The organism is Spirochaetota bacterium (genome assembly GCA_017999915.1).
In the GTDB taxonomy this organism is placed as follows: Bacteria; Spirochaetota; UBA4802; order UBA4802; family UBA5550; genus RBG-16-49-21.
On sequence record JAGNKX010000013.1, the window covers coordinates 50,822 to 76,199 of the forward strand.

Genomic DNA, 25,378 nt, shown 5'->3' on the forward strand with positions numbered 1-25,378 from the left:
TTTCCGTGTAAATACATATTTTTATTTTTTGAAAATAGGGAGAATCCAAACGATCATCGATGATATGAATGATGGCAAAGAAAGGGGCCGCGGGAAAGGCTTTTCCCGCCATTGAAGTTATTATAAGGGCAGGGGATTACATGGGCCCTTTTACAGGGCCATGGCTGATGCTATTTGGACGAATCGGCCAGGCCGATGATGTTCCCCTCGCTGTCTGCCACCCTGGCGTAGGAGCCGTTCGGGATCGGCTGCTTGAGCGTGACCACCCTGCCGCCGGAGGCCACGACTTGCTTAATGGTTTCGTCAATCGACTGGACCCCGATAACTATCATCGGCTTTGACGCCTCGGCTTCGCGCGGAAACATGCCGCCGTTGATCGCGCCTTTTTCCATGACCATGTTGTCTTCGTCCGTCTCCGCCGCGTAGACCATGGTGTAATCCGTGTCCGGGATATCCAGGAGGCTCCACCCGAAAATGTCCCGGTAGAACCTGGATGCCCGCTCCTTGTTGTCATAGGGTATTTCAAAGTGAACTACTTTATCCATGATATGCCTCCTTTTAGGAATTTATTTTTTTTATTGAATCCACGGCCTCAATAATCCATGTATTAAAGAATATACTATAATACTTATTTTCAGGGTTGGAGACAATGTTTTTTTCTGTTTCACATCATTTTTATACACATTAATGCTCTCTGTAAATATAGAAGCAAGATATAAGGGAAAAAGTCATGGTGAGCCCTGAAAAGGAATGCCGGCGGAGTCCACTGAGAGGGGATAAGTCATGACTTACGCCGCCTGGATCATCTGATTCACAGCGGCCCTCATTGATGGGGATCCACGGCGGTATCTTTTTTCTGCGACCCCGCAACCAGTCCGAATCTGATCGCCATGTTCATTAGCTCGATTTTATTGCCTACCTTCAGCTTGTTATAGATGTTCACCAGGTGGGTTTCCACGGTCCGTTCGGCAATGGTCAGGGCCCGCGCTATCTCAAGGTTGGTCCTTCCTGCAACAGAGAGCTCGATGACCTCGAACTCCCGGTCGGTGATCCTGTAGGCTTCCTGCATCGTTTTTCTTCCCCTGTTCTCGCTGGAAATGACCAGGAATCCGGCATGATCGGAAAACCGGTCCGTAATACGGGAAACGTACGAATCCGTGTGGACACGGTCCGCGCCCTTTTTATAGCTGATGCGAAGGGTCGCGGTGTGCGCCGGGCCGGCAGAGAGTTCATTGAATAGTTCACGGATTGTGGCGTTTCCATCAATCACGTTAAAGAAGCAGGGGGCGTTCGCTGTGATACCGCCTGAGATCACGTTTTTCGCCGGACCGTTCATCAGCACTATCCTGTTCTCTCTGTCAGTGAGAACGACCATTTCGCTGATATGGCCTATCAGTTCGTCAGTGTTGATGAGCTGTTTTTCCGACATGAACCCGAGCCTGAACACCGCGTAATAGAGCCCGACAAGATAGAGGGCATGGCCTGAAGGGCCGATATCGGGTATGCGGTATAATTTGAATGTGGGGATGATGAACTGGGTAAGGTTAACCAGTACCGTTGTCGAGATGAACGCGCCCAGGATGACATCCATCTGCCGCCGCTCCCTGTTCAACCCGGTTTTATTTCTGCGAAAGGCAAGGAGGGCGATGAATGCCGCCGAGTACGCGAGGATGAAACACATCGTGATATAGAACCAGGGGCTATCATAGGCCGGTTCGAATTTCCACCTGCCCATGTGTTCCGCGTACCTGAAAAAAAGCCCGGGGCTGGCGGATATCGGCGCCATGAGGGCCAGCACCGGCAGGTACAACAGGGCCTGCAGCGCAAGGGGCGGCTTTTTTTCCAGCGTGAGAACCAGGCTTATGTTCAGGTTCATCGTGTAGAACAACTAGAAACAGAAAGACGCGAAGATCGTTGAGGCTATAATCCGCTCCTGTGCCGGCGACGTGTATGCGATGATCGCGTCAATGTGCCACAGGGACACGACGATGCATACGGCGCCGAGCAATCTGTTTGTGGAATTGCGGAGATCGACCTTCAGTATGTAGATCCCCAACAAAAGGCAGAACACGGCTATCAGGGACATGATTGTTGAAAAAATCAGCATATATCAATATATATCAATACGGGTTTCCATCATTATCACGCGGGGGTCATTAAGGCGCTCGGCATTATCCACTTCCGGGCGTTCCATGTCTTCATCATATCAATGGCCGGACAGAAGGCAAATACTTTTAAAAATACTCAGTGTTGAGCCGACGGGCCCCGCCTTCGCGGGGTCACTTCAAAGGGGCTTTAAGGACGCCGCGGACCTTGGCGATGACCGTGTCCCGGTCAAAGGGCTTCTTTATATACTCGTTTACGCCGCTCTGGATGATTTCCATTACCGTTTCTTTCTCGCCGTGAGAGGTCACCATAATGATCCTGGTGTCGGGAAGAATGGGCCTGAGTTTTTTCACTGTTTCAATACCGTTCATGACCGGCATATCCATATCAATGAAGATAAAATCCGGTTTCATATTCTGATTTTTAATCTTAATGACGGCCACTTCGCCGTTATCTGCCTCGTCCAGTATCTTGAATTTCACGGACATGAGTATCTGCTTGAGCATTTCCCTGATTGTTCGGGAATCATCGACGACCAGGACCGTGTAGGAAGAACCGTCTTTCCGCACCCCGATGGGGGGCTCTTTGTAGATGTTTGATCCGTCTTCTGGCACCATAGGGGCCTCCCTTGCATAGTATTGAAGCGGCGACGGCCGGCGCCAGGCGCTTATCCTTCCCTAAGCGTTAACGGGTCGATAGAGGATTGCCGGCCCAACCAGGGGCTTATAATGGACCGGGGCTCCGCCGAAATCAAGAAAAAAAGCATCACCGCCTGTGTAAATTCTCCTCTCCCATCTGTCCGCCGCCGGGTTCAATGAAATTCATGCTTTTTCCCGTCCCCATCGGCATGGGGCTCCCCTGTTTTTTTTAAAAAAAGCTTGCAATAAATTAAACAATTAAACGATATACCCAATTGTTTAAACATGATGTTATTTGCGCCATGCGGTCCCGGGGAGCGGCGCCCTCTGTCCGGGGCCCCTGACGGGAACCAGAGATGCGCAGGGAGTCGGACTATTCGCACATAATCAAAGAGCGAGGTGTATACCATGAAGATTGTATTTGTGATCGATAGCTGGAACGGCGGCAACGGCGGCGTGGTTGCCACAAAACGAATCGTGGACGAGCTTATCGCCCGGGGCCACCAGATACGGGTTGTCTCCACCGGGCAGCACAGCGGTCCCTACGAGTTTTTCGAGGTGCCCGGATATTACCTGCCGTTCATCAGGGAGTCGCTGGAAAAGATGAATTTTCTTTTCGCCAGGGGAAAGACCGATGTCCTGGAAAAGGCCTTCGATGGGGCCGATGTCGTGCAGGTGCAGTTTCCCTTTTTCGCCGCGCGCAAGGCGGTCAGGGTGGCGAAAAAGATGGGCATCCCCGTCACCGGGGCCTGCCACGTGCAGCCGCAGAACATCATTGCCGCCATGGGCAAGGAAGACCCGATGATGGAAAAGATGTTCCATGCCCTCTTCAACTTCTGTCTCTTCAAGCAGGTGGATGCCATTCATTGCCCGTCGTCCTTCGCTGCGCGCATGCTCCTGGAGCATGGAAGCAGTGCCCATTTCCGGGTCATCTCCAACGGCATCCCCCGGGAATATCACCCGCGCCGGATGTCGCGGCCCTACTGGTTCGCCGACCGGTTCGTGATCCTGAATATCGGGCGCCACGCCATGGAAAAGCGGCAGGGCCTGCTCATCGAGGGCGTCATGAGATCGAAATACAGGGAGAATATCCAGCTGATCCTTTGCGGGAAGGGGGAGGACACGGGAAAGCTCATCGAGAGCGGCAGGAGACTGCCGGTTAAACCTCTCATCGAATACGTGCCGCAGGAGGACAAGCTCCTCTACCTCAATACCGCCGACCTGTACCTCCATTCCTCCGTGGTGGAGCTGGAAAGCCTATCCTGCCTGGAGGCCATCGGCTGCGGCCTTCCCTGCCTGATCGGCAATTCGCCCCACAGCGCCGCGCCGCAATTCGCCCTGGACGAGCGTTTCCTTTTCGCCATGGATGACGCCGATTCCCTGGCGGAAAGCATCGATTACTGGTATGAGAACCGCGATGAACTGGCCGCGCTCAAGAGCCAGACCCTGGATATGGCGGACAACTACCGCATGGACCGCTGCATTACGGAACTGGAGGAGTTTTTCCGGGAGGCCGCTGCGGGCAATCTCAACGCCTGCGAGATTTCCGGCGAAATAACGGCTGTGCAGAACGATTTCTACCTGAACCGTTCCGAAGAGCCTGTCGGCGTGGCAGGCCGCAGCGGGGGGCTGATATGAACATGAAGGCCAGGCCGGAGATACCCCGGGACAAGATCATCCAGGTCAATAACACCAGGAAGATCGACTTTAACAGGCCATACAAGTTCATTTACATGGACTGGTGGTACGATCTGCTCGTCGCGGTTCCCTTCCTCATCTCATATATCATTACGATATTCTGCGCCGCTTTTTGGGGATTCAGGAGTATCGGGAGGAAAAACCTGAAGATACTGCGTAGCCGGGGCTGCATCACCATATCGAACCATTGCCACTATTTCGATACGGTGTTCGCGAATTTCGTGGTCCTGCCGAAGCCGCTCCATACCGCGGTGGCGCAGAGGAACTGCGAGGTGCCCATAGCACGGCAGCTTCTCAGGATACACCGCGCCTTCCCCATCCCGGCCAACGGCAGGGGCCTTGAGATGATCATGGGCCCTGTCGGAGAGGCGCTGAAGAGAAAGCACCATATCCATTTTCTTCCCGAGGGAGACCTCGTGATGCTGAGCCAGACCATCCACCGCTTCAAGCCGGGTGCCTTCATCCTCTCGTGCGTTCACCAGGCGCCGATCGTGCCGATGGTCTACATCATCAGGCGGAGAAAATTCCGCGGGAGGGAGATGGGTCCGGCATGGATCAAGATCACCCAGGTGATCGGGGAGCCCATGTTTCCGCCGCCCCTTAACGCCGACGGCTCGCTTCCAAGGGAGGAGATGGAGCGGATGGCCGATCGCGCCGCGTCATGGATGGAGGATACCATTGATCGATACCACCGGGAGACAAAACATGGTCGAACAATCTGAGGGCATGAAGGAGCTGATCGTCATTGATGCCATCACCAAGACGTACCGTCTCGGTGACATCAGGGTGGAGGCGCTGAAAGGCGTTTCCCTCAGCATTCATGAAGAGGAGTTCACCATTATCGTGGGACGGAACGGCTCGGGGAAGTCCACCCTGCTTTACCAGCTCGGCCTGCTGGACCGCCCGGACTCGGGCGGGATCTTCTTCGAGGGCCGCGAGGTCAGCCGCATTTCCGACAGGCACCGGCGGCACCTGCGGCTCACCTACCTGGGGTACATTTTCCAGGACTATGCCCTGATAGCGGAACTGACGGCGCTGGAAAACGTGATGGTGCCGGCCATGATGCTGATGAGCAGGGCCGACGCCAGGGAAAAGTCAAGGAAGCTGCTGGACAGGGTAGGCCTGGGAGCGCGGCTGAGCCATCTCACCAGGCAGCTGTCCGGCGGGGAGCAGCAGAAGGTGGCCATCGCCCGGGCCATGGTCAATGATCCCAGGGTCATCATCGCGGATGAGCCCACGTCCAACCTGGATTCAGTCGCGGCCAGGGACGTGCTCGATACCTTCGAGATGATCAACAATGAGCACGGCCATGCCATCGTCATGGTCACCCACGAGCAGGAGGAGACCATGTACGCCAAGAAGCTGATTCGATTATCCGACGGGAGAATGCAATGATCGGTGAATGGAAATTACCCTTTTTTCTGGCAGCGAGATTCCTGAGGCATGGAAGCAAATGGACGCTTTCACTCATCGTTCTCCTCATGGCCATCGCCTTCGTGAACCTGATCTTCGTGACCGCGCTCTTCAACGGCATCGTTGAAGCGGTCAATAACCAGGTGATAGACACGAACATGGGCCATATCTACCTGTTGCCCCCGGACGGATCGGAGTATTTTGACAACATGGACGAGGTGACCAAAAAGATCAGGAGCCTTAAGAACATACGCGGCGTCAGCCCCCATCTGTATGTTCCCGGAAGGATCATGTACAAGAATATCAGCGGCAGCTGGCAGATCGTGGCCGTCGATCCGGAAAAGGAAAAAACGGTTACCAACATATCGAGGAACATGATCGAAGGGGCATACCTGGATAAGGACGATACCGATTCGATCATCATAGGCCGCCAGATAGCCGGGGGGAAGAACGTGGAAATGAACGCCCTTTCCTTCCGGGGCGCCAGGGCCGGGGAAACGGTCACCCTCGAATCGGGCGGATTCAGAAAAACGTTTATCATCAAAGGGATATTCTACACAAGGTTCCTCGATACCGACAGGCGGGCCTTCATCAGCCGGAAGTTCCTGGATGAGATGATGCCCCAGATGAGCGCCGTGGCTTCAAGCGCGATCATACGCGTCGATAAGACGGGAGAGGAGAAAAAGGTGATCCAGAAGCTTAGGGAATTGAAGATCCGGGGCAAGCTCTACTCGTGGAAGGAAGTCGCGGGGTACCTGGATTCGGTCACCAAAAGCTTCACCCACATCAATACCCTGCTGACCCTGGTCGGCATGCTGATCGCGGCCATCACCATATTCATCGTCATTTACGTGGACCTGTCATCCAGACGCCAGCAGATAGGAGTGCTCCGGGCCATCGGCATCAGGCCCTCCCTTATCCGCTTCACCTATGTCCTGCAGACCCTGGTCTATTCCTTCACGGGCATTCTGATCGGGCTGCTGGTCCTGCTCGTCGGCATAGCGCCCTGGATGGAGAAGCACCCCTTTGAGATGCCCATCGGCGACGCCATGCTGGTGATCAACTACAATGACCTGTTTTTCAGGGCGGAGCTGATCATCGTCGTGGCCGTGCTGTCCGGATTGATCCCGGTCTTTATCACAACCAAGACAAGGATACTTGACGCGATATTCAACAGGTGAAGCGCGGCAATCCGCCATTCCAGGGTCGCCCCGTTGCGGCCATGCCCCGGCCCTGCGCGTTGAGATATAATTTCCTCGCATCACGAAAATTGGGTTCAATCCAGCTCCATCCTGCCGGATTCAACAGCAACATTATGTTCTTGACAGTACCGCCCTGTATTATTTTCATTTATCACAATAATCCCGGAAAAAAACAACAGGCCATGAAACGGAAGAACAACCCGCCGAAAGAGGACGTTAAAAAAGAGATCATCATCAAGTCCCGTGAGATCATCTCCAAGATGGGATACAAGAAATCGAGCACCGAAGAGATCGCCAGGTCCCTGAATAAGACCAAGGGCGCCCTGTATCACTATTTCGAGAACAGGGAGGAGATCATCAAGGAAGTCCTGAAGTACGAGGGCCAGCTGGTAAAGGAGGCCGTCAGCAAGGCCCTGGTCAATGAAAAGGAGCCGGATAAGCAGCTTCATAGTTTTTTCCTCATACGGGCGCGGCAGGTGTACGAGCTCTGGTCGTTTTATCAATCGGTGATCGCCGAATATTTCAACAGGTATTCCTTCATCATGAGCACCCTGAGCGAATATACCACTGAGGAACAGACGATCCTGGAGGGCATCCTCAGGGAAGGAAACAAAAAGAAGGTGTTCAATGTGAAGAATGTCAGGCTCACGTCACGTTCGCTCATAAAGGCAATGAGGGGATATGATTTCTTCATGTTCCAGGGCGTGCGTTTCGAGGATATCGAGGATGAAATATCCGAAACATTGAGGATAATAATCAAGGGCCTGGCCTGACCGGCTCCGCGTCATGAAGGCATATAACATTCATTGAACAGCATAACCAGGTCATCCCGCGACAATTCACCGGTCTCGTTGAAAAAGGCCGATGACCGCTGCATCATCCATTCCTCCCGCGGCGCCCGCACATTGTAATACACGGAAGGAAATACTTTTACATCGAGACCGCGCAGAAACGCGACGGTGTCCCGCACCTCCTCTTTCGTCTGGCCGGGGAGGCCGAGGATGAAGTAGGCGCGCACGTTCATGCCGAGGTTCCGCGCGGCCCGTGCGACGCTTCCAAAATGCTCCGAATCAAAGGGCCTCCGCTGCTTTTTCTGCAGCTCCGCAGAGCGGCTCATGAGGGAGATGTTGAGCTCGCCGAAGCCGGCCCGGACCATAACGGGAAGCAGGCTCTCGTCGATATGCTCCAGGGAAACGCCGTTCATGGCGGCGCAGTCGAGGCGCTTCCCGGTCGATTCCTGGAAGGCGATGAGCTCCCGGAGGAGGGCCGTTGCGCGCTCCGGAGACGCGAAAAGATTATCGTCCTCGAAGTTGATCATGTCAGCGCCGAAGCGCTCCACGCAGTGCCGCACTTCCGCGATGACCGACCCGACGCTCCGCTCCCGGAAGGCGCCGCCCCACACGGCATGGACCGTGCAGAAGCCGCAGCGGTTGGGGCACCCGCGGGACGTGATCATGGCCGCGGCCCTGCGGCGGTAGACCCGGAAGTCCCGGTCCCTCAGGGCGTCCCTGGCGGGGAAGGGGAGGGCCTCGATATGGGCCGGTGCGCCGCTCCCGGTGCGGATGACTTCGTCGTGGTCGAGATACACGATGCCCGGCACACGGGAAAGGTCGCCGCCTGATTGGAGGCACCCCATGAGGGCTACGGAGGGGCCTTCACCTTCGCCGAGGATAACGTAATCGGCTCCCCCCTCGCGCAGGTGGTGCTCCGGGTAGAGCGCCCCGTGGTAGCCGCCGGTCACCACAGTGGCCCCGGGCGACGCATCCCGGACCATGGCGATGATCCTTTCTGTTTCACGGTGATAGGGAGTGAACAGTGACGGTATGAAATAGATGTCCGCCTTCGACGCCATGATCCTCTGGCGGATCTCCTGGAAGCTCAGGCCGTAGTGGGTATAATTCGTAAAGGGGAAGCGGTACCGAGGGGCGGGGTGATCGATATATTCCCGGAGATATGAAAATTCAGGCGGCAGGGGCAGCGTCTTTTTTTTCGGCGAATGGCCGTTAACCAGGGTAACCTCGTAGCCGGCAGCCCTGACAGCGGCCATGATGTAGAGGAGGCCCAGGGGCTGGCGCCGGATAGACGTGGAGTAAAAGTCTTCAATGGGGGGATTGATGAAACAGGCTTTCATTTCTTGCGGGGGCCGCGTCCCGGGCGCCGGCCGTTGACCGCGTTATAGAGGTGATAGGCGCAGTCCGGCCCCACCAGCTTGGCCGCTTCCCGGGGGGAGAGGGAGGTCTTTCCCTCCAGGATGAGTCTCCGGTACTTATATGTAAGACGGGCGATTTCAGCTTCGTTGTTGTTCATATCTATGATACACTCGATAGGTCATGATCCTTACTATATAATATATCATGGGCGCAATAACGTCAAGGGTTCAGGCCAGATGGGCTGGGTGTTCACCTGGCTTGCGGCAGCTGTCTGGCCGATAGTTATCGGTGATTTGGGGTGTCAGAGCGGTTTTTAGACCGATTGTTATCGGTCATTTCCCGGGGGCAGAGCGCTTACTTTCAAGAGGTTTTTGCCCCCTTGTATCACCCATGTCAAATAGTCAAATAGTTAAAAAGACCGTACAGCCCGAACCCAGCCATGAGTGCTCTTAAAGCTTATGGACTGCATGCCGGTCCCGTTGCCATTGCCGAAAAACTGTCTGTACGTCCAGGAGGCATCGTACTCGGACGAACTCAAATAATAATTACTAAGGAAACCGCCAATAACGGTTCTATTAAGGTAAAGCTTGTTTAACTCATCTTTAGACGGCAGATGCCAATCTATATATCCGCCTCCGGTGTATGCCCATGCGAGTCCTGCAGCGTAGGAAGAGCCTGCCCCGTTTTGCGCTATAATGTTAAAGGTGTTTACAAGGCCGGTCCCGAGAGCCGTGCCTGTGCCACCCGGAACTGCTGTTGATTGATATGCTGATAAAGCCCAGACATCAGCGATGCCCTGATCTGCCGTCGCGGCAATAAGTCCATGGGTCTGACCGGGTATAAACCCCGGATCGCCGAACTGATATATATAGGCAATAACTCCTCCCTGGTAGGGTACTCCAATGGCGAGCAGTCTATACACCACTGCTGTCTGCGGCGACCCGGTAATCGCATACCCTGCGGGGCTTGTGATCGTCACTGTAACTCTTTCACCATTGCCAACGGTAATGTTTGAAATCGCAATTGTCCGTGTATTTCCGGAACCCGAGAGAGCGCCCTTAGTCGCCCCGGTCACGGTTATGTTGTCTACCGTCAAGGTTGCCGGGTCATTATTAAAAAATAGTTTTAATCCCGTCGAGTCTGTTGTCTCCGATGTACCGCCGGTCTCTGTTGCACCTGAAAATTCAACATTAAGATCCGACGCTGCTCCGGTTACCGGGAATACCGCCGTCACATTGCCTGAATTTTCCGGATTTGTTACTGTCGTCGCCCCGGCTACGGTAAACAAGTTGGCGGCTACTCCGGTCATGGTAAATCCGGATTTGCTTATCAAACTAATGTTCGCCGTATATACGGTCGCCGCCGCAAAGGGATTGTCAGCAGGTGACCAAATAATAATACCTTTATATTGCGCGGTATCTATTACCGTATTTACTGGAACCGCGCCACGTACCGGAACCACAACTCCAGGTATTGCCGATATGGTTACAGCTATTTCACCCCGTCCTCCTGTATCACCCGCTCCTCCAACCGGCAACAGCAACAACTTCGAGCTTTTATTGGCATTACAGGTAGCAAAAGCCAGCGATGCCGCAAGCGCCATCATTCCCAATAATCGCCTATAGGTCTTCATGTAATCCACCTCAGAAAAGTATTTTTAAAATGAAGGATTGAAGGAAATTCATGCGGTTCTTTGATTTTATAAAATTATTGCTATGTATTATGGCATTATGTCGATTATTATATTGACCTTTTTGATTATTCAAATTGCTTGTTTAAGCGCTCTGGCAATCATATTTTTTCCTTAAACGATGAAATACGTCCGTATAATGCAGCGACTGGTTGCTGGCCGGGTCGCGCCGCCTTCATATAACTCGGCATAGCCGCTATGCTTCCCGGCCTCTACTCCAATAATCAATTACCTCCATAATACCCGCTTGCGCCGGCAGCTCCGGGATTGCCGGTTGAAGCTCCTCCCGCACCCGTTGCTCCCGTGTCACCGGCGCCCGCGGCGCCGGTAAGGCCCGCGGTGCCCGCAGCGCCCCCCGCGCCGCCATTGCCGCAATTAAGCGTGGAACCTGTCAGGGTAATCCCTGAAGTCCAGCCATGCTTGTATATCGCAAAAGAAGGGCCCCCGGCGCCGCCGCCCCCGGCGCTGCCGCCTCCGCCTGCGCCGCCGCCGCCCCCGTCTCCTCCGGCGCCGACCTCATCGGTATTGTAATCAGGGCCGTCGCCGCCCCTGCCGCCGTTTCCGCCATAGCCGCCATCACCGCCCTTGCCGCCGCTGCCTCCATAACCGCTTGTGATAGTGCAGTTCTTGATAATAACTATAGAATCTATCAAAAAAACGCCGAATGACCCGCCGCCGCCATGGCCGCCGTTTCCGCCTTTTCCTCCTTCTCCACCGGCACCGCCACCGCCACCGGCATTGCCGGTTCCATCGGCAAACATTAACTCAAGTACCATGTTTCCCCGCGTTTGAGTGCCCCCGCCGCCCCCGCCGCCCCCGCCATAACCGGGGCTGCCTTCCAGCCCCGCCTGGCCCGAGGTTGAAACCCAGATATTGTTAGTGACAGCACCTGACGAACCGCCTTCGACATTGGCTCCGGTTTGGCCATTGGCGCCGGTGCTTCCTTTTTGACCATCCACCCCTTGACACCATGCCCAGGCAAGCACATTAATACAATCGCTTCCTCCGGCTTCTCCTCCAGAACCTCCCGGGGTTACATCACTTTCGGCTATATGCCCGTATGTACCGTTCTGTCCATCCCATTTGCTATCCCAGAACTCACCGGTGCCGCCGTCGCCGCCGTTACCGCCATGGTTGTTGCTCGTAGCTGACCCGGATCCTCCGGGTCCTCCGGCGGCGGACGTAAGGTCATCCGCATACCCCCGTTGGCCGGCATTCCCGTCGGCACCGGCGGATCCGGTGGCGCCTGGCGTCCCATCCTCGCCAGCATATCCGTTTCCGGCGGAAATAAAACTATTCTTCAATTCGACTGTACTATTTTTCAAACGCAGACTGTATGAACTCTTCCCAAAATCAGCCGCGTTTTCACCGGAAATAGTGAATCCATCAATATAAATATTGTTTATGTTTTTCCCGTCAATGGCGATATATTCGCTTTGCCCGGTATCACTATCAATGATCGTGCCGCCCTGGATGGCGGTCGTATAGGAGGGAGTAACTGAAGACTTAAAACTGTCCCGAACCCATATTGAAGGATCAAAACCGCCGAAGAGGCTCACACCGCTGGCCAGGGTCAGGCTTCCTTCATACACACCGGCGCTCACGTACACGTCGCTGCCGGCCGCGCCGGCCGCGATGATGGCCGCCGGAATGGTTCTCTTGGGGCGCGAACGGTCGATACCCTCGTTGGCGTCGTTTCCGCCGATCGCGACAAATATGCCGGCGCCCGCCTTTTTCATGACATAGATATACACCCGGCTTGACAGGCTGTTTCCTTCCCCGTCATTCACCCGCAGGTCAAAGGCGATGGTGCAGACATCAGATGGAGCTGTAAAGGTAGGATTGACGCCCGTGAGAGAACCGTTTCCAATTGTCGGTCCGAGAATCTGTGTCCAGGAATATACCAGGGTATCTCCATCGGGATCACTGCTCCCGCTCCCGTCCAATGTAACTGTTTCACCGATGGTCACATCCCGGTTTTCGCCCGCATCGGCCATGGGTCCGCGATTGTCGGCCACGTTGACCGTGACAAGGTCCGATGACGAACGTCTGCCGTTATTAATCGTTAATCTGATTTCATAGGTGCCCACGGCGTTAAAAAAGAAGCTTGGCGCAATTAATGTGTTATCGTTAAAAACGGCGGTGCTTCCATCCGGTTGGTAGACTATTTCCCAATAAAATGTCAGGACCTTTCCCTCGGAATCATAGCTCCCTGACCCGTCAAGATTAATGGTTCCACTATAACTGTAAGCATTCTGGTCGGCTCCAGCATTGGCAACCAGTTGATTTTGCGACAGCAGTGAAGGACCCAGCAGAAATCCCTGTTTATTATTTTCACTTTCGCATTCTGTAACAATGATGCATAATATGATCAATGGCAGCAGTGCGAGTTTTTTAGTGTAATTCATTCTGATTTCCCCTTATTCACCTTACTCGTCACGCTGTCCGGATTCACCCGCTGAACCGGCGCTGCCCGATGACGCGCCTCCTGAGCCCCCGGATCCGTAAATCAATGAAGTGTCATTAGTATAAATAATTGAAAACTGCCCGTATTTATATATCGAGTATGATGGTCCTCCGGCGCCGCCGCCGCCCCCGCCGCCGCTGCCGCCGCTGCCGCCGGAACCGCCGTTCCCGCCTTCGCCGATCTCATCATTGCCGTAGGTTGCGCCGGCGCCTCCGGCGCCGCCCGGTCCACTGGCCCCGCCTGATCCGCCGGAACCGCCGTTTCCGCCATTGCCGCTGCTTATCGTGCAATTCTCAATTGTTATGACCGATTCAATTATGAAAAGTCCGAAGGAGCCCCCGCCGCCCGCGCCGCCGCTGCCGCCATGGCCTCCTTCACCGCCGCCGCCGCCGCCCCCGCCGCCGTTGCCGGTGCCAGGAACTGTGAACCAGGTGTATTGACCACCGCCGCCTCCTCCTCCGCCGCCGCCGTTGCCCGGGGTGCCATCCGTTCCGGCGATACCCGCATCTGAAACCCATAGGTTGTTATTGAGAGATCCGGAGGACCCCCCCGTGCCATGTACGCCGTTATTGCCCGAGGACCCACTGCTGCCGCCGGAACCATTCTCCCCCTCTGTGCCATAATCTCCGCCGCTGCCGCCGGTTCCCGCTGTTCCCCCGTATAGTCCGACATATCCGTTTTCGCCGCGGTCCCCTTCGCCATTGTCTGCGGGAGCGGGATCGATATTCTCATCGTAGTAGCCGCCATCTCCGCCTCTACCTCCGTTCCCCCCGCTATAACCGTTGCCGCCGCTTCCCCCATTGCCGTTTCGCGCATTGTCTATTGCGCCGTCCTGGCCGGCGGCACCGGCACCGCCTGCCGACCCGTCGGCCCCGCTTGATCCGTTATTGCCCGGAGCGCCGTTCCCGGCTGTTATATAACAATAACGAAGTGTGACGTTGCTGTAGATCAATCGTATCCCATATGATCCACTTCCCGCTGTGGTTGCATTTGCGCTGGTGATGGTAAGCCCCTCGATGACGGCATTGCTGATGCCGTTTCCATCTACGGCCAGCGTGTTCCCCTGTATGGCGCAGGTAAACAATGGCGTATATGAAGGTTCAAGATTGTCCCGCACCCAGGTGGAAGGATCAAAGCCGCCGTAGATGCTGACGCCGTTTGACAGGGTGATGCTTTCATTGTATACTCCGGCGCTCACGTACACATCGCTCCCCGCAGCCGATGCCGCGTTTATTCCCGCCTGGATCGTTTTCTTGGGCCTGGCGCGGGTGCCTTCGTAACCGTCATCGCCCGTTGTCGCCACATAGATGCCTGATCCGCCTTTTTTCATGACAAATATATAAACGCGGTCGGCAAAGCTGTTGCCGGCGCCGTCGTCGACCCGCAGGTCATAGGCGATGGTGCAGATTTCCGATGGGGCGGTGAAGGTGGGATTGATGCCGGTGAGGGTGCCGCTCCCGATGGCGGGCCCGAGCACCTGGGTCCAGGTATATGCAAGGGGATTGCCGTCAGGATCGGCGCTGCCGCTCCCGTCCAGGGTCACGGTTTCATTGACGGTCACTTCCTGGTCGGCTCCGGCATCGGCCGTTGGTCCATTGTTTCCGGCCACATCCACGGTCACCAGGTCCGTTGATGAATAATATCCATTGCTCACCCTGAGGATGATTTCGTAGGTACCTGTCGTATCATAGGTAAAAGAGGTTTTTGCTTCTGTGGGATCTGAAAATGCGATGGCGCTTCCCGGGGGCTGATATCTTATCCCCCATGAATAGGTGAGGTTCTTCCCATCAGGGTCGTAGCTGCCCGATCCGTCAAGATCAATGCTTCCTTGTAATATGTTGACACTCTGATCGGCCCCGGCATTGGCCACCGGCGCGCGGCCCGCCACCACCTGGGTCAGGCTCAGCATCAGTGCCGTTTCCTTCCGGTCATGGCATGTCATGAAGGTTCCGCATGCAATGATTATCACGATAATGAAAAGTTTTTTATGATACATTATAACAACATTCCACTCTATTAATTACTGCTGTTGCAGTCTCCGTCAGAGCCGGGATTGCCCGAGGAAGCGCCCCCCGTGCCCCCTGAGCCCATTGCCACCCGTGACAAGGTTACGTTGGCCATTGACAAACCGCTTTTATATATTCCGAACGATGGGCCGCCTGCGCCGCCTCCGCCGTGACCGCCGTTCCCTCCATGGCCCCCGGCGCCGCCGCTGCCGCCCGCGCCGATCTCGTCTGTGGCATGACTTGCGCCGCTCCCGCCGGAGCCGCCGGCCGCGCCGGAACCGCCGGTGCCGCCCCTGCCTCCATTGCCGCCATTCCCGCTGGAGATATCGCAGTATGAAGCCGTTATGACCGAATTAATTAATAAAAATCCAAAGGAAGCCCCGCCGCCGTTGCCGCCGGTGCCGCCGGTGCCAAGGCCGCCGCCACCCCCACCGCCGCCGCCGCCGTTGCCGCCGCCGTTAACGACAAGGCCGCCGTATTGGCCGCCGCCGCCGCCGCCGCCCCCGCCGCCGCAGCCGCCTTCACCGTCTGTTCCGGCGGTGCCATTCGATGAAACCCAGAGATTGCTGACCAGTGAACCGGATATCCCCGCCGGGCCGTTTGTCCCGCTGTATCCGTTCAATCCCGCGGTACCGTAATCTCCTTGTGTGCCGGGACGTCCTCTGAGACCTCCGGAGCCTCCCTGTGTTATCGATATCCCGTTTTTCAGTCCGTATTGACCGTCCTCGCCGTTCTGGCCCCGGCTGTACGCATCGTATATGCCATTGCCGCCCCTGCCGCCGCTGTTCCCGTTATAGCCGGTACCTCCGCTGCCTCCGGCTCCGCCTTCACCGTCTTCATCCCCGTTTTGGCCGTTGCCTCCGGCTCCGCCGGTCTGGCCATTGGCGCCGTCCGTTCCAGCCAGTCCCGGTGCCCCGTTGCCCGCTGTGATTATGCAATCATTGAACACGACATTGCTGCTTATCAGGCGTACTGCATAGGAGCCTCCGCCCGCCGCTGTGGCATCGTCGCTGGTTATAGAGAGTCCGTCGATGACAAGATTGTTCACGCCGTTGCCATCTACGGCGACGGTACTTCCCTGTATGGATGTCTGGAACGTTGTTGTATTCCTTTCCCACGTGGTATGGAGAAAGCCGCCGTAAATGCTCACGCCATTCGCCAGGGCCAGGCTTTCCCCGTAGTCGCCGTTGCCCACATACACGTCGCATCCCGCCGCCAGTGCGGCGGCAATGCCCGCCTGGATCGTCTGTTTCGGGGCCGTCCGTGTCTTACCGTCGTTGGCGATGTCGTCGCCGGTGGTCGATACATATATGCCGGCCCCGGCCTTTTTCATGACAAATATATACACCCGGTCGGCCAGGCTGTTGCCAGATCCGTCATTCACGGTAAGGTCATAGACGATGGTGCAGACTTCCGAGGGGGCGGCAAAGGTTGGATTGGCGCCGCTGAGGGTCCCGGCGCCGACGGCGGGACCGCTGATCTGGGTCCAGGTGTAGGTGAGAGTATCGCCTTCGGGATCGGCGCTGCCGCTCCCGTCCAGCGTCACGATGTCGCCAAAACCTACTTCCTGATCCGGCCCGGCGTTGGCCGTGGCACCGGTATTATCCGCAACGTATACGGTCACCAGGTCAGACGCTGTGCGTGAACCGTCGCTCACGGTGACCATGATCTCGTAGGTCCCGGCGGTGTCAAAGGTCAATGTGGTTTTAACCTTAGTGGAGTCGGAAAAAGAGGCTGCGCTTCCAGCCGGCCGGTGGACTATTTCCCATGAAAAGGTGAGGTTCTTCCCTTCGGGGTCGAAGCTTTTGGATCCGTCCAGTTCGACGCTCCCGGTATAGAGATAAACGTTTTTATCTGCCCCGGCTTTTGCGACCGGCAGCTGGTTGATCGACATGACGGGCCCCTGCAGCAATCCCTGCTTCTTCTCCTCGCCGCATTGGACCAGGATCCCGCAGGCCACGACGGCCGCGATCACTATGAGCTTATTGCGGTATTTCATAGCGTTAATTCCTGAATGTTGCCCCATGTCCAGTTCCGCAGTGACCGATCAATGCCGCTGATCGGAAGTTCCTCAGTACCGTCACAGGTCATTATCCCTTTTCAGATTGTCCTTTTTTTGCACTTCCTCTTTAAGGATTTCCTTTTCCTTTATGACTTCCGGGCTTTGCAGTCTTATATTCGTACTCGGCTTTTGCGGTCTGTACATCACTCCCACGGACAGATACCCCGCCAGAGAATTCATGTAATCCAGCCTGTGGCGCGGAACGGACCACTCGTAGAACAGCCCCCCTTCAAAAATGAAGGATAGTGTTTCCATTACATGGTAGTTCAATCCCAGGACGACTCCGGGGGAAAAGAGGCGCGGGATGACAATGTTGATATCCCTGCTCCACAGGTTGTTCGGATAATAGACCGATGATAGGCTTACCCCCGCCCAGGCACGGACCGACCGGCTGCGGAAAAAGGCGAATCCCACGGTGTTTTTAAGGCTCAGGCGGAAGGCATGGCCATGGGTCAATGGCGGCACATAATTGTATTCCGCAAAGATGATGCCGGGCGGCCGGGGATACCTGAACTCGTCAAACCCCACCTGGAGCCGGTAGTTGACCAGAGAATCGCCGCCGACACAGGTATCGAAGACCAGCCCGGCGCCGTAGATATAGTTCATCCCCTTGAAATAGAAATCCAGATACACGGGGGCGGAGGCGTACAGGTAATATTTTTTTAGCCGCGATTCCCCTATTCCGCCGTTGAAATAGACACCGAGGCCGTAGGCATACAGGGACGGGGAAAAGCCTATTGTGAGTAAAATGAAGCATGATATGAATAATAACTTATTCTTCAATATCCTTCTCCTGATAAGTAAAAAAGCCAAGGCATAACTATTATAACCCTCCCGCAGGGGCTTTTTTTAAAAATTGATACAGGCATATATAACACTAAATTATTATTAATAAAGAAAAAATTCAAGGTCTGGAACGTTCCGCTCACATGAACGGCGCGTCTCGAAGCATGAACGGCGCGTCATTTTTAAATTTTTTTTCTCAGGGTTGCGAAAAAGCCCTTTCCACCGGAAATTCCGTGTTTCGATCGTTTCGGAGGCTAACCCGGTAGCTGGTCATAGCCGAACTCCTGGGCCTGTTATTGATGCCCCAATTCCATCATGGGAGGTCTTTACCTTGTAATAAAGACAAGGGTGTCGATCACGGCGGCTATCCTGCCGCCGCCGTAGGCAACGTCAATCATCTGCCGGGCATTCATGGCCAGGTGCGCGAAGAAGATCGCCAGGAACAGGGCCATGACGCTGGCCACGGCCGCCATCAGCTGGTCTATGGTGGCGATCTTCAGCCATTCCGGCGTTTCCAGGGGACCGATGAAAAGCTCGTACAGGCCGACGCTGAAGATGAACTGTAGGATCATTAAAAGATAGATGTCAATGATCTTTTCGCCGGTGATCATGGGACCGGATAGGGCTGAGTCCGTCTCCCGGGGCGATATCATTCATGATCATACCCTTCGCAAATTCATGCCTTCAAGCCGGCCATGTATTTGGCCGCCATTGTTAAAACTCTTCCCGTTCCGAAACGTTCCGTCATGATTTTCTGATACAGGGCGTCATGGTTTTTGGGCGGCACCTGGGTGTTTTCTTTTTTCCTGAGCATATGGGCGTTGTTTTTGCAAGGGGCGGCGCACACGCCGCAGCCGATGCAGCGGTCCAGGTTGACCATGGCGGTTTTATCCTTCATTGAAATTGCGTCCATAGGGCATTTTTCCACGCATTTTTTGCACCCCTTGCACTGCGCAGCATCGATTACCATGTAATAATTCGATTTGATCATTTCGGCGGGTCTGGGATACATTTTCAATGCCCGCAGCACATGGCAGCAGTCTCCGTCGCAGCAGCAGAGGAATTGAGGCTCCTGCGAATTCTGGGGGTTGAAGATAAAACCGGCTTTCTCCGCCCTGTCCATGATGGCCAGGGCTTCTTCATTGGTTATTTTCCTGGCCACTCCCAGGCCCAGTACATGCCGCGCGGAATCATGAAACTGAAGGCAGGTTTCCCTGATGTTCGAATGCTTGCACTTATGACCGGTCACGTCGTTGGACTGCCGACAGACACAATTGGTGACCGTTATGTCATCCTTGATGTTCTTGACATATTCCCGCATGTCCATGTACGGTTCAACCCGGCGTTCCGGCGTTATGGATGTATTGACTGGCACGGTGCGCATCTGAACGGTTTTAACATTAACGACCTCGTCGCTAAAATTTTCTTTCATGTATCGCTCAAAATCCCGTGCAAATTCCTTTGTAAGGCGATCAATCTGGTTTTCGAACATCCCGATAGCCAGCGGCGCCAGGCTGTAGATTTTTCCTTTGCCTTTTGATTCATAGTATCTTCCCCCAATGATGGAGCCCTTTTTAACAAGGGTATCGAGCTTCTCCTCCAGTTCCCCGGCCGAAATGTTAATGCCGTTTTTTTTCACCCGTTTATGTATCCTCTTTAGATTTTCCGGCAGGATGTTTAAATTGACCGCTATCTCGGCCTCTGCCGGCTTGAATAGATGTTTTAAAAGCTTGATTTCAACCCCTGATTTCGTTTCCGGATAGGGGATGGGCAGCTTGTCGATCTCCCTCCGTAATCTCTGATAAACGTTTTCCTGCTTATCCATATATTCCCTCCTCGTGATTAGAGTTATTGGACGCGGATTAATGGCGAGAGAACAAAGGAACAATCCATGATCAGAGGGATGTATACGATGATACTACAAGTATAGGGGGTGAATAAGGAAATATCAAAAATATTATCAGTGTTTTAATTGATTTAATCATAAAGTGGCGGTACACTTAAACCAAAGAATTTCATTTCCGGCTATAATATTATCTTGATAATTTATCAGTTCTTTTCCAAATTATTCAAAAATGCCATGATCCATTCATCCACGTACAAGCTATCAGTCTTCGCTGTGGCGGTTTTTTCCATTGCCTTGACTGCCTTTCCGTCATGGGGAAAGGCCTCTCATTCCCGGAGCGAGGTGACATCCCTGAAAGAGCGGTTTTCCCTTGCCGGTGAATGGAAAATCACGCTCAGCGATGACAAAAAATACGCCGCGCCCGATTATGACGATTCATCCTGGGACGCCGTGGCCCTGCCCGGCGTCATGATGCCCTATATTCTTTCGAAGAAAGGCGGTATCAGCGGCACCCTGTGGCTCAGGAAAACGATCCATTTGCACAAGGACCTGCCCCGGGAAGACATAGGCCTCATCCTGGGAAGGATCGCCAACGCGGACGAAACGTTCTTCAACGGCATCAGGGTGGGCCGCACGGGGGAGTTCCCGCCCCAGGCCCATTCCATGTGGTATCATCCCCGCTATTACCTGGTGAACGAATCCCTGGTGCGCGCAGGCGCCGGAAACGTCATCGCCGTCCGCGTATCCTACAACCAGTTCTGCGAGATCACCGGCGCCATGGCCGTCGCGAACATGCGGGAGTGGAGCGCCCACAGGATCCTGGACGGATTCATCTTCATCGATTTCAGCTTTATTATCATCGCCATCGGCCTCACCATCATGATCTTCACCATTTTCGTGAACATCTTCCGGCCCAAATCGCAGGAATACCTGTTTTTCTGGCTGCAGCTCCTGTGCGCTTTTTTCATGATGCTGGAAATGTGCACCTACTGGGACATATACGGGACCATGTTGACCCGCTTCAAGGTCCTCGGCGTCGCCTGGGCCGGCGTGAACACCTTTCATCCGATTTTTCTCCACCGCATTTACAATCTGAGAAGGAAAAAAATCGAAATTGCCCTCTGGTCTTATCTGGCCGTTGTTGTGTCTGTAGCGTTTCTGATTACCGACGAAAGTCAGCTGCGCGCCGGCGCCCTTGCTTTGATCCTGGTCACTCTCTTCATCGGCCTGTACCATATTTCCTGCCATGTGACGGCCCTGGCGAGAAAGCACTCCTTTGTGAAATTCTTCGGCTTTTTCGGCGTCATGCTGGTATTGGGAGCGATCCATGACGGCCTTGCGTTTCTGATAAAGTTCCTGCCCTGTGAAACCGGCATCAACAGTCCGTTCATGCAGATCATGGTGCTTCCCCATGTGTCCGTGTTTCTCTATGTCGGCACAGCCGTGGTGCTGGGGGTCAGGTTCATCAGGGTGACCAACCAGCTGGAGGATCTTAACCTCACCCTGGAGCTGAAGGTCGACAAGCGTACGCGGCAGCTTAAAATCCTCACCGAGGAGCTTGAAGACAAGAACAGGATCCTGTCCGAGATGGCCCTGCGGGACAGCCTGACCGGCCTTTATAACCATGCCGCGTTCCACGGACGGCTCCTGGAGCTGATCAATGAATCGAAGCGTCACCGCTTCTCCATGTGCGTGGTGATGATCGATATCGACGACTTCAAGGTGTTCAATGACAGCTATGGCTACCAGGTGGGGGACGAGATATTGCTCCGCATCTCGGACATATTCAAGTCCGGCCTGCGGGAGTATGACGCCAAGTCGAAATTCTTCGAGAAAAGCGAGGAAGAAACAGGGCAGATGATCAGAAAATACGACCTGGTGGGCCGGTACGGGGGAGACGAGTTCGTCCTGATCCTTCCCTATTGCGGGGAGGAAGAGGCGGTCATCGTGGCCGGGCGCATGTGCCGCAGCATAGAGGAAATCCGTATCAAGGACTATCCTGAGCTTAAAATAACCGGGAGCTTCGGCATCGCCATGCTTGACGACCAGACCGAGTGCCGCGACAGCAAGGAGCTCATCGCCCTGGCGGACAAGGCCCTGTACCGGGCCAAGGCCGAGGGGAAGAACCGGATATGCTTCCTGAAATACCAATAGGCGCGGACGGGAGCGCCGCGGCACGGGCTCAATGATATCGAAATAGGAGGTGATTATGGGACGATTGAGATTCCTGCTTGTCTCCGCGGCATGGTGCGTTTCCGCCGGGTGCGCGTCGGCGCCGGCCGTTGTCAGGGAAGGGAGCGCCCTGTGGGGGCGCGAAGGCGCGAGGGTCGTCGTCGAAGGCGCCGTGGCCAGGGAGATCTGGCAGCACATGATGGCGCCGCCGCGCGGCTATGGCCACGAGACCTATTTTGACATGGGTAAGCAGCAGATCGTGATATACTCGAAGGGCCCCATCGCCTGCGAGGGAAGGGTCCGCGCCTCCGGAACGGTGGTGAAGATAGAAGGGTCTTCCAAGGACCCGCGCCGCAAGGAGGCCTGCACCGAGTACCATGTCGCCGTTGACTCATGGGAATGCCTGAAGTGATGGGGCGGTATGAGGAGCCCTTTACTGTCTGCGGATTTTATCAAGTTGTTTATCATCCGGTAAATTATTTGATCGCTGAGACATTCCCACCATTAAAAAAAACCCAAAAAACCGCTATGTCTCCGGGAAAAATGTATAGATAAAGTATTGACATTCATTTATACGTGAGTATTAGTATTAATTATCTGCATCATACTGTTACTGTCTAACCTGATTTAGATTTCTCAAAGCATCAAATCCCGTGCGTGCCACCGGGTTAATTATACCTTCAGGAGGAGTCGATGGGTTGGGAAGATATCTATAAGCAAAAGCTCGTTTCGATCAAAGATGCCGTAAAAGTAGTTCGATCCGGCGATTTTGTATGCACCGCCGGCGGGCCCTGCGCCGCCTATGATCTCATGGTGGAGCTGGCGGCCCGGTATGAAGAGCTGGAGAATGTGGCCATGTCATCGGCTCTCATGATGCGGCCCCTGCCGCACCTGGAAGCGAAATACCAGGGACATATCGGGCACCTGGCCCTGTTCCTGGGACCCCTGGAGCGCATCTTCATGCCCCAGGGCAATATCAAGGTCAATTCCTGCAGCTTCTCGAATTTTGACGATCTCATAACGGAGGAGCTGAAACCCGACGTGATCTTCATGGTCTGTTCCGAGCCGGACGAATGGGGCTATATGAGCTACGGACCTGGCGGCGCGTCGGTGAACCATTCCATCCTGAAGACGGCCCGCGAGGTCGTGGTCCAGGTCAACAAGAAGGTGCCCTTCGTCTTCGGCACCCACGCGCACATCCATGTGAGCCAGGCCACCTGCATCTGCGAGCAGGATTACGATATCCCGGTCCTTCCGAACATTCCCATCACCGACGTGGAAAAGCAGATCGCGGCGCATATTGTCGAGCGCATTCCCGACGGCGCCACGGTGCAGCTCGGCTTCGGCGGTATCGCCAACGCCGTCGGCTTTTTTCTCGAGAACAAGAAGGACCTGGGCGTGCATACGGAGATGATGACGGACTCGATGATGGACCTGGCGAAGAAGGGCGTCATCAACGGGAAATACAAGGCCTATTATCCCGGCAAGATCACCTTCGGCTTCGGCGTCGGCTCCAAGGAGCTCTACGAGTTCATGCACCGCAACCCGATGCTTGAATCGATGCCGATCCATTACATCAACGACATCAACAATATCGCCATGAACGATAATTTCATATCGATCAACAACGCACTGACCGTGGACCTCACCGGCCAGGTCTGCTCGGAGTCGATCGGGTTCAACATGTTCAGCTCCACCGGGGGCCAGCTCGATTTCGTCCGCGGCGCGCGCCGCTCCAAGGGCGGCAAGTCCTTCATAGCGCTGAATTCCATGTCGGTCGGGAAGAGCGGTCCCATCAACCGCATCACGTCGACGCTCCAGCCGGGGACCGTGGTGACCACGCCCCGGTCGGATGTCCAGTACGTGGTCACGGAGTACGGCATCGCCGATCTCTGGCTCAAGGGCATCGAGGACCGCGCAAAGGCCATGATCGGGATCGCCCATCCCGATTTCCGCGAAAGCCTGGAAAAGGAGGCCACTGAAGCGGGCCTTATATCGAAGAAGGTTGTGGTGGCGAAGCCGTAGAGTAAAGATTCACCTCCCCCTTGATGGGGGAGGCCTGGTGGGGGTGGAGATTCCCGATGTTTTCAAAGTGGTATATCACACCCTCCCCTAACCCCTCCCATCAAGGGAGGGGGATTTGATCTGGAATCCATGAAATATTGAAAAACAGGAGGCGCCTATGCTAAACAATCCGGAAGCGACCGAACAGGCATTGAAGTTACTGCGAAGCGGCTCGCCGTTCCAGTGGTACGTGATCACGCTCTTCGCCCTGGTCATGTACGCGTATTTCAATGAAATAGCGAAGAAGAACTGGAAGGGAATCGCCGCAGGGCTCTCGCTCTACATGGTTCACTGGTTCATGGAGATCGTGAACGGCCTGATACAGCACTTCAGCGGCCACGCCCTCTGGACCGTGCCGACAGGGACGGCCTTCCTCATCCTCATCGGCGTGGGGGTCGAGCTGAGCCTCATGTTCTCCATCGCGGGCCTCATTTTCAGCAAGATCCTCCCGGAGGACCCGAAGGCGAAGATATTTGGAGTGAACAACCGCCTCCTTATAGCGATCTTCAACGCGGCCTTTTTTTCGGTTTTCGAGATATTTCTGGTGAAGACGCCCGCCTTTGTGTGGGTGTACCCATGGTGGGGCGCCCTGACCGTGTTTATCACGGTCTACATCCCCTTCTGGGTGGTGGCGATGTACTGCTATGACTGGAAGCCGAAGACGCAGAAGATAGTTATCGGCTCCATGTTCGCCTTGAACGCGGCCATGGTCATCGTCTTTGCCGGCATCCTGGGGTGGATTTAGTCTTATCCGTGCGACAGTTTCAGGCCGATAAGGCCAATGACCACCAGCCCGGCCGACGCGATCCTGATCGTGGTGGCCGGGTCCTTGAAGAAAAGGATGCCCAGGGAGAAGGTGCCGACGGCGCCTATGCCGGTCCATACGGCGTAGGCGGTTCCGATCGGTATCGTCTTCTGGGCAAGGTACAGGAAGAGGCCGCTGGCGGCCATGCTCAGGACCGAAAAGGCTATCCAGGGCATCTTGTAGTTTGATGTCTGCGCCAGCTTGAACCCCAGGGGCCAGCCTATTTCCATGAAACCGGCGAGAAGTAAATATATCCAGGACATGTTGTTTCCT

At 55.0% G+C, this 25,378-nt stretch carries 22 protein-coding genes and 1 pseudogene; 10 read left to right on the forward strand and 13 right to left on the reverse strand.

The genetic code is table 11. The annotated features are described in order from the left end of the window. Window positions 1-170: 170 nt before the first annotated feature. From KA369_17715 to KA369_17730, 4 genes are all read right to left on the reverse strand, one after another. Window positions 171-545 carry a VOC family protein gene (locus KA369_17715; GenBank protein ID MBP7737824.1) on the reverse strand — a complete coding sequence of 125 codons (375 nt, stop codon included), beginning with the start codon at window positions 543-545 and terminating at the stop codon, window positions 171-173. A 278-nt stretch (window positions 546-823) separates the two neighbouring features. Then, a complete protein-coding gene (locus KA369_17720) occupies window positions 824-1,876 on the reverse strand; it encodes a response regulator transcription factor (protein ID MBP7737825.1) in 1,053 nt (350 codons plus the stop codon). A 12-nt stretch (window positions 1,877-1,888) separates the two neighbouring features. After that, the gene (locus KA369_17725; protein MBP7737826.1) at window positions 1,889-2,107 is read right to left on the reverse strand and encodes a hypothetical protein; all 219 of its coding nucleotides are present in this window, start codon (window positions 2,105-2,107) and stop codon (window positions 1,889-1,891) included. Window positions 2,108-2,279: 172 nt separating this feature from the next. After that, on the reverse strand, window positions 2,280-2,723 hold the full coding sequence (locus tag KA369_17730) for a response regulator (protein MBP7737827.1): 444 nt from the start codon (window positions 2,721-2,723) through the stop codon (window positions 2,280-2,282). A 429-nt stretch (window positions 2,724-3,152) separates the two neighbouring features. On the opposite strand from KA369_17730, the gene KA369_17735 reads away from it, so the two are divergent. The 5 genes from KA369_17735 (at window position 3,153) to KA369_17755 (ending at window position 7,830) form a co-directional block, all read left to right on the forward strand. Beyond that, window positions 3,153-4,382 (forward strand): glycosyltransferase, encoded by a 1,230-nt coding sequence (locus KA369_17735; GenBank protein MBP7737828.1) that lies wholly within the window; start codon window positions 3,153-3,155, stop codon window positions 4,380-4,382. Next, complete coding sequence (locus tag KA369_17740) at window positions 4,379-5,164, forward strand: 1-acyl-sn-glycerol-3-phosphate acyltransferase (protein MBP7737829.1); 786 nt, start codon at window positions 4,379-4,381, stop codon at window positions 5,162-5,164. The genes KA369_17735 and KA369_17740 overlap by 4 nt, the downstream gene beginning before the upstream one ends. A 4-nt stretch (window positions 5,165-5,168) precedes the next feature. Beyond that, on the forward strand, window positions 5,169-5,837 hold the full coding sequence (locus KA369_17745) for an ABC transporter ATP-binding protein (GenBank protein MBP7737830.1): 669 nt from the start codon (window positions 5,169-5,171) through the stop codon (window positions 5,835-5,837). Further along, window positions 5,834-7,036, forward strand: a complete 1,203-nt coding sequence (locus KA369_17750; protein MBP7737831.1) for an ABC transporter permease — start codon at window positions 5,834-5,836, stop codon at window positions 7,034-7,036. The genes KA369_17745 and KA369_17750 overlap by 4 nt, the downstream gene beginning before the upstream one ends. 203 nt (window positions 7,037-7,239) lie before the next feature. Continuing rightward, window positions 7,240-7,830 (forward strand): TetR/AcrR family transcriptional regulator, encoded by a 591-nt coding sequence (locus KA369_17755; GenBank protein MBP7737832.1) that lies wholly within the window; start codon window positions 7,240-7,242, stop codon window positions 7,828-7,830. Window positions 7,831-7,841: 11 nt separating this feature from the next. Here KA369_17755 and KA369_17760 read toward each other — a convergent pair whose 3' ends face one another. The 4 genes from KA369_17760 to KA369_17775 all read right to left on the reverse strand — a co-directional run bounded on the left by KA369_17760 (window position 7,842) and on the right by KA369_17775 (window position 13,305). Then, window positions 7,842-9,188: a B12-binding domain-containing radical SAM protein gene (locus KA369_17760; GenBank protein ID MBP7737833.1), complete on the reverse strand. Its 1,347-nt coding sequence runs from the start codon at window positions 9,186-9,188 to the stop codon at window positions 7,842-7,844. Continuing rightward, on the reverse strand, window positions 9,185-9,364 hold the full coding sequence (locus tag KA369_17765; protein ID MBP7737834.1) for a hypothetical protein: 180 nt from the start codon (window positions 9,362-9,364) through the stop codon (window positions 9,185-9,187). Before KA369_17765 ends, KA369_17760 begins: the two co-directional genes overlap by 4 nt. 252 nt (window positions 9,365-9,616) lie before the next feature. After that, entirely contained in the window at window positions 9,617-10,840 is a 1,224-nt protein-coding gene (locus tag KA369_17770; protein MBP7737835.1) for a DUF1566 domain-containing protein, read from the reverse strand. A 281-nt stretch (window positions 10,841-11,121) separates the two neighbouring features. Further along, entirely contained in the window at window positions 11,122-13,305 is a 2,184-nt protein-coding gene (locus KA369_17775) for a hypothetical protein (GenBank protein ID MBP7737836.1), read from the reverse strand. Between the two features lie 166 nt (window positions 13,306-13,471). On the opposite strand from KA369_17775, the pseudogene KA369_17780 reads away from it, so the two are divergent. Then, a pseudogene (locus KA369_17780) lies at window positions 13,472-13,558 on the forward strand (energy transducer TonB). A 1,822-nt stretch (window positions 13,559-15,380) separates the two neighbouring features. Here KA369_17780 and KA369_17785 read toward each other — a convergent pair. From KA369_17785 to KA369_17800, 4 genes are all read right to left on the reverse strand, one after another. Then, complete coding sequence (locus KA369_17785) at window positions 15,381-17,369, reverse strand: hypothetical protein (GenBank protein MBP7737837.1); 1,989 nt, start codon at window positions 17,367-17,369, stop codon at window positions 15,381-15,383. Window positions 17,370-17,450: 81 nt separating this feature from the next. Further along, the gene (locus KA369_17790; protein MBP7737838.1) at window positions 17,451-18,215 is read right to left on the reverse strand and encodes a hypothetical protein; all 765 of its coding nucleotides are present in this window, start codon (window positions 18,213-18,215) and stop codon (window positions 17,451-17,453) included. 329 nt (window positions 18,216-18,544) lie between these two features. Further along, window positions 18,545-18,871, reverse strand: a complete 327-nt coding sequence (locus KA369_17795; protein ID MBP7737839.1) for a YqhA family protein — start codon at window positions 18,869-18,871, stop codon at window positions 18,545-18,547. 23 nt (window positions 18,872-18,894) lie between these two features. Further along, window positions 18,895-20,043, reverse strand: coding sequence for a 4Fe-4S binding protein (locus KA369_17800; GenBank protein MBP7737840.1), 1,149 nt, complete (start codon window positions 20,041-20,043; stop codon window positions 18,895-18,897). 255 nt (window positions 20,044-20,298) lie between these two features. Between KA369_17800 and KA369_17805 the strand changes: the two genes are divergently transcribed. The 4 genes from KA369_17805 (at window position 20,299) to KA369_17820 (ending at window position 25,045) form a co-directional block, all read left to right on the forward strand. Continuing rightward, window positions 20,299-22,218, forward strand: a complete 1,920-nt coding sequence (locus KA369_17805) for a GGDEF domain-containing protein (GenBank protein ID MBP7737841.1) — start codon at window positions 20,299-20,301, stop codon at window positions 22,216-22,218. 55 nt (window positions 22,219-22,273) lie between these two features. Then, window positions 22,274-22,648, forward strand: a complete 375-nt coding sequence (locus tag KA369_17810) for a hypothetical protein (protein ID MBP7737842.1) — start codon at window positions 22,274-22,276, stop codon at window positions 22,646-22,648. Between the two features lie 281 nt (window positions 22,649-22,929). Then, a complete protein-coding gene (locus tag KA369_17815; protein ID MBP7737843.1) occupies window positions 22,930-24,261 on the forward strand; it encodes a 4-hydroxybutyrate CoA-transferase in 1,332 nt (443 codons plus the stop codon). 157 nt (window positions 24,262-24,418) lie between these two features. Next, on the forward strand, window positions 24,419-25,045 hold the full coding sequence (locus KA369_17820) for a hypothetical protein (GenBank protein ID MBP7737844.1): 627 nt from the start codon (window positions 24,419-24,421) through the stop codon (window positions 25,043-25,045). 2 nt (window positions 25,046-25,047) lie between these two features. Here the strand turns inward: KA369_17820 and KA369_17825 are convergent, their stop codons facing one another. Next, a complete protein-coding gene (locus KA369_17825) occupies window positions 25,048-25,368 on the reverse strand; it encodes a multidrug efflux SMR transporter (GenBank protein ID MBP7737845.1) in 321 nt (106 codons plus the stop codon). Window positions 25,369-25,378: the final 10 nt, after the last annotated feature.